At 64.1% G+C, this 4,956-nt stretch carries 5 protein-coding genes; all 5 read left to right on the top strand.

Features of this window, described 5'->3' with window-relative positions:
- Window positions 1–480, top strand: a 480-nt coding sequence (locus AC1DT2_RS15600) for a hypothetical protein (RefSeq protein WP_477297302.1), incomplete at its 5' end; no start/stop codon positions are given.
- Between the two features lie 62 nt (window positions 481–542).
- Window positions 543–1,646 carry a type III polyketide synthase gene (locus tag AC1DT2_RS15595; protein WP_477297301.1) on the top strand — a complete coding sequence of 368 codons (1,104 nt, stop codon included), beginning with the start codon at window positions 543–545 and terminating at the stop codon, window positions 1,644–1,646.
- Window positions 1,643–2,605 carry an aldo/keto reductase gene (locus tag AC1DT2_RS15590; RefSeq protein WP_477297299.1) on the top strand — a complete coding sequence of 321 codons (963 nt, stop codon included), beginning with the start codon at window positions 1,643–1,645 and terminating at the stop codon, window positions 2,603–2,605. Before AC1DT2_RS15595 ends, AC1DT2_RS15590 begins: the two co-directional genes overlap by 4 nt.
- 14 nt (window positions 2,606–2,619) lie before the next feature.
- On the top strand, window positions 2,620–3,042 hold the full coding sequence (locus tag AC1DT2_RS15585) for a nuclear transport factor 2 family protein (RefSeq protein WP_477297297.1): 423 nt from the start codon (window positions 2,620–2,622) through the stop codon (window positions 3,040–3,042).
- Window positions 3,043–3,141: 99 nt separating this feature from the next.
- The coding region (locus AC1DT2_RS15580; protein ID WP_477297295.1) for a phosphoketolase family protein at window positions 3,142–4,956 on the top strand (1,815 nt) is incomplete at its 3' end.

Raw genomic sequence — 4,956 nt, 5'->3', positions numbered from 1 at the left:
GTCTTACCATCGGCCGCGCATGCCAGTTCCGCCGTCTGCGCCTTGGGAAGCCACGATGCCACCTGGTCACCAGGGGTCACCAATGCCGTCGTCGAGCATGATGTGACAACGGAAACGACATGGAACTGTGTGCAGCTGGTAAGAGGGCCACTGTTCACCACTKCGTGGTCCGACGCGGAATTCTCCGCCCCGTTCTCGTGCGCGAATTTCTTCTCCGCGCCACCAACGACCTGGACCATCAACTGGACAGACGGCGTCCCTCCTGCGACAAGCACATTCACCTATACCGCGACCGCCGCCTCGGTGGGAGGCAACCTGGTGGTCACCGCCCCTGGGAGTATTACCTCGGGACGCTACAGCGGCCAGATGGCGGAGGCGACGTTCGTCCTCACCAACCTCGCTTCGACCCTCGGTAATCAGTGTGCATCGCCGGCAGGCGTGACGAGTGCCGGCGGCAACGCCACGCTCACCATCCTCTGACATGACGACACGGGCCCGGCCGGGGAACTGGCCGGGCCATCTGACAACAGGGAAGTGAAAACATGGTCACCCTCTGCCGCCCCGCGGTCGATGTTCCCGAACACGTCATCACCCTTGACGACACGCTTCGCCTCGCACGCGGGTTGCATGCAAATCACGACCAGCTGCCCTTGGCATTGCGCCTGATCAGAAACACGCAGGTGGCCGAGCGGCACATCGTCCAGTCGATCGAAGACACCCTCGCACACCCGGGCTTCGAAGAACGAAACACGGTCTACGTGCGCGAAGCGAAGGCCCGCGTGCCCGACGTCGTCGCACGTGCACTCGACCATGCTGACCTGACAGCCGACCGTATCGATGCGATCGTCTTCGTCTCATGTACCGGCTTTACCATGCCCTCGCTGATCCCCTGGATGATCAACGAACTCKGTTTCCGCGCGGATATCCGGCAGCTGCCCATTGCCCAGATGGGTTGCGCGGCGGGAGGAGCGGCAATCAACCGCGCCCACGATTTCTGCCTCGCCTATCCGGGCGCCCATGTACTCGTGGTGGCGTGCGAATTCTGCTCGCTGTGCTACCAGCCCACCGACCTTGAAGTGGGCAACCTGCTTTCGAATGGCTTGTTCGGCGATGCCGTCGCTGCGGCCGTCGTGCGTGGCGAAGGTGGTACGGGCGTGCGGCTGGCCGGCAACGGCTCGCGACTGGTGCGGGGAACGGAGGACTGGATTTCGTACGCGGTCAAGGCCACGGGCTTCCACTTCCAACTGGATCGCCGCGTGCCCGGCACAATGGAACAGCTGGCACCGGAACTTCGCTCTGTCGCCGCCGAGTTTGGCTGGAATGCGAGCGACCTGGACTTCTACATCATCCACGCGGGCGGCCCGCGCATCCTGGACGACCTCTCGCATTTTCTCGGCGTCGCACCAGAGATGTTCCGACACAGCCGGGCCACGCTGACCGAGTACGGCAACATTGCCTCCGCTGTGGTGCTGGATGCGCTTCGCCGCCTGTTCGAGGCGGGCGGCGCCGCCCAGGGAGCACAAGGCCTCATCGCCGGTTTCGGTCCCGGGATCACCGCCGAAATCACGCTCGGCACCTGGTGCGGAAACCCGGCACGCGCCGCCGACCGCCGGAACCACCTCGTCAGCAAGGAAGCGATGACATGACCACGAATCCCGCAAAGCCCGTCCCCGACACGTTCCTCCTCGGCGGCGATCTTCCCGTCAACCGACTCGGCTACGGCGCCATGCACCTCACCGGCTACGGCATGTGGGGACCGCCCGCCGACGAGCGCAATGCCATTCAGGTCCTGCGGCACGCCGTTTACGAACTCGGTATCAACTTCATCGACACCGCCGATGCCTATGGTCCCGGCGACAACGAGGAGATCATCCGCAAGGCGTTGCACCCCTATCCCAACGATCTGGTGATCTGCACCAAGGGCGGGATGCTGCGATCGGGCAAGCTGGACTGGATCCACGACGCACCGGGTGCGCCCTACATCCAGCCCCTGGGCGATCCGCGATATCTGCGCCAGCAAGTGGAGCTGAGCCTGCGGCGGTTGGGGGTGGATTGCATCGCGCTGTACCAGTTGCACAGCATCGATCCCAAGGTCCCGCTTGCCGACAGCCTGGGGGAACTGGTGCGTCTCCAGGAGCAGGGCAAGATCAGGCACATCGGCCTTTCGAACCAGCCGGGCGTGAGCGTCGCGCAACTGCTCGAAGCCCAGAAGACCGCGCGCATCGTGGCGATCGAGAACCTTTACAATGTCGCCGACCGGGCCGACGACGAGGTGCTCGAGCACGCCACTCGCCACCATATCGCCTTCATTCCCTGGTTCCCGCTCGGTCACGGCGGACTGGTCGGGCCCGACAGTGCGCTGACACCACTCGCCGCGACATACGCGGTCACTCCATCGCAACTCGCCCTGGCATGGCTGTTGCACCGCTCACCCGCGCTTCTGCTCATTCCCGGCACCACGTCCGTAAAGCACCTGAAGGAGAACGCCAGCGCGGCGCACGTGAACCTCAATGCGGCCGAAGTGCGGGCCATTGCCGAAGCCGTCGATCGCCTCGGCCTGCTTGGCTGGCGTCCTGTCCGTGATGTACCGACAGAGCCCGCATAACAGGAGCCGCACCCATGTCCACCCTGCATCCCAACATCGCCACGCTGCGCTCCATTTACGAGGATCTCCGCCGCATCGAACACCATGCCGACGAGGACATGGTGCTGCATACCGCCCAGCGCCATGTCGGAGCCGACCGGGGCCGCCTCTATGGCAAAGCAGCCGTGGTCGAGAAGATTCACGCATTGATCCGCGAAAGCGGGCGAACGTTGCAAATGCGCGTGGACAGCATCGTCGCCAACGACTATTTCGGTGCCGTCCTTGGCAGCATTCGTGCCCGGCGCGGCGAAAGCGAGATCGGCATGCCGTTCTGCGGTCTATGGCGGTTTCGTGACGGACGTATCCTCGAGCACTGGGAGAACGCGTACGACATTGCGGCGCTCGATGCCTTCATGCGCGGCGAGGCCGGGGAAGTGAGCAGCTGGGTGCGACACTGACGCAGGGACGTGTCGGGCAAATAGGGCCCGTTCTTTCACGCCGAGGCAATCCTCCAACGCATACGCTCAAGGGAGTCCCCGTCGCCTGGAAAGCTCCCCATGTCCGAGACGCTTGCGCCCGACCTCCTACGCCGCATGCACGCCTACTGGCGTGCCGCCAACTACCTCACCGTTGGCCAGATCTACCTCCGTGACAACCCCATGCTGGAAGAGCCCCTGTCGAAGGAGCACATCAAGCACCGCCTGCTCGGCCATTGGGGCACCACGACCGGGCTGAACTTCATCTACACCCATCTCAATCGCGCGATCGTCGAACGCGACCTCAACATGATCTACGTGATCGGCCCTGGCCACGGCGGCCCCGGCCTGGTAGCGCATACGTACCTCGAAGGTTCTTACACCGAAATCTATCCGCATATCGACCGCAGTGTGGCCGGCATGCGCGAGCTGTTCCGCCAGTTCTCCTGGCCGTATGGCATCCCCAGCCACGTCGCACCGGAAACCCCGGGCTCGATCCACGAGGGCGGTGAACTCGGTTACTCCCTGTCACACGCGTTCGGCGCGGCGTTCGACAATCCGGACCTGATCGTCAGCTGMGTGGTCGGTGACGGCGAAGCCGAAACCGGCGCACTGGCCACCAGCTGGCATTCGAACAAGTTCCTCAATCCCGTGCGCGATGGCGCCGTGCTACCCATCCTCCACCTCAACGGCTTCAAGATCGCCAACCCGACGGTGCTCGCCCGCATCGAACCGGAAGAACTCCGCGATCTCATGCGCGGCTACGGATACGAGCCGCACTTCGTCGAGGGTCACGAGCCCGAGCCCATGCACCAGGCGTTCGCTGCGGCGCTCGATACGTGCCTGGACGAGATCAGGCGCATCCAGAGCGAAGCACGCGAGGGCACGGCATCGGAAGCGAAGCGTCCGCGCTGGCCGATGATCGTGCTGCGCAGCCCCAAGGGCTGGACCGGCCCCAAGGTGGTCGACGGCAAGCCCGTGGAAGGCACGTGGCGCGCGCATCAGGTGCCGATCGACAAGTTCGATAACGAGGGTCACATCAAGATCCTCGAAGACTGGATGAAGAGCTACGACGCCCACGAGCTGTTCGACGAGCGCGGGCAGTTTCGCGAGGAGTACGCCTCCCTCGCACCGCGCGGCCAGCGACGCATGGGCATGAACCCGCACGCCAACGGCGGCCTGCTGCTGAAGCAGCTGCACATGCCGCACTTCCGCCCCTTCGCCGAGGACGTCAAGACGCCGGGCGATCACAAGGCCGAAGCCACGCGTGTGCTGGGCAAGTTCCTGCGCGGCGTGATGCAGCAGAACATGGAAACGTTCCGCGTGTTCGGGCCGGACGAAACGGCGTCGAACCGGTTGGAAGCGATTTACGAAGTCAGCGGCAAGACCTGGCTGGCCGAGTACGAAGGCGTCGACGAGAACCTCTCGCCCGAAGGCCGCGTGATGGAAGTGCTCAGCGAGCACCAGTGCCAGGGCTGGCTCGAAGGCTACCTTCTCACCGGCAGACATGGCTTCTTCTCCTGCTACGAAGCCTTCATCCACATCATCGATTCGATGTTCAACCAGCACGCGAAGTGGCTCAAGGTCACGCGCAAGATGTCCTGGAGGCCGCCGATCGCTTCGCTCAACTACCTGTTGAGCTCGCACGTGTGGCACCAGGATCACAACGGCTTCTCGCACCAGGATCCCGGCTTCATCGACCATGTGGCCAACAAGAAGTCCGAGATCGTGCGCGTGTACCTGCCGCCGGATGCGAACTGCCTGCTCTCGGTCGCCGATCACTGCCTGCGCAGCCGGCACTACGTCAACGTGATCATCGCCGGCAAGCAGCCGGACTGGCAGTGGCTGGACATGGAAAGCGCCGTGCGCCACTGCACGGCCGGCGCGGGTATCTGG

The sequence above is a fragment of the Luteibacter sp. P4_E6 genome, from assembly GCF_056401535.1.
The sequence above is the reverse complement of the archived record's forward strand: the minus strand, read 5'-3'. Positions and strand labels throughout refer to the sequence as shown.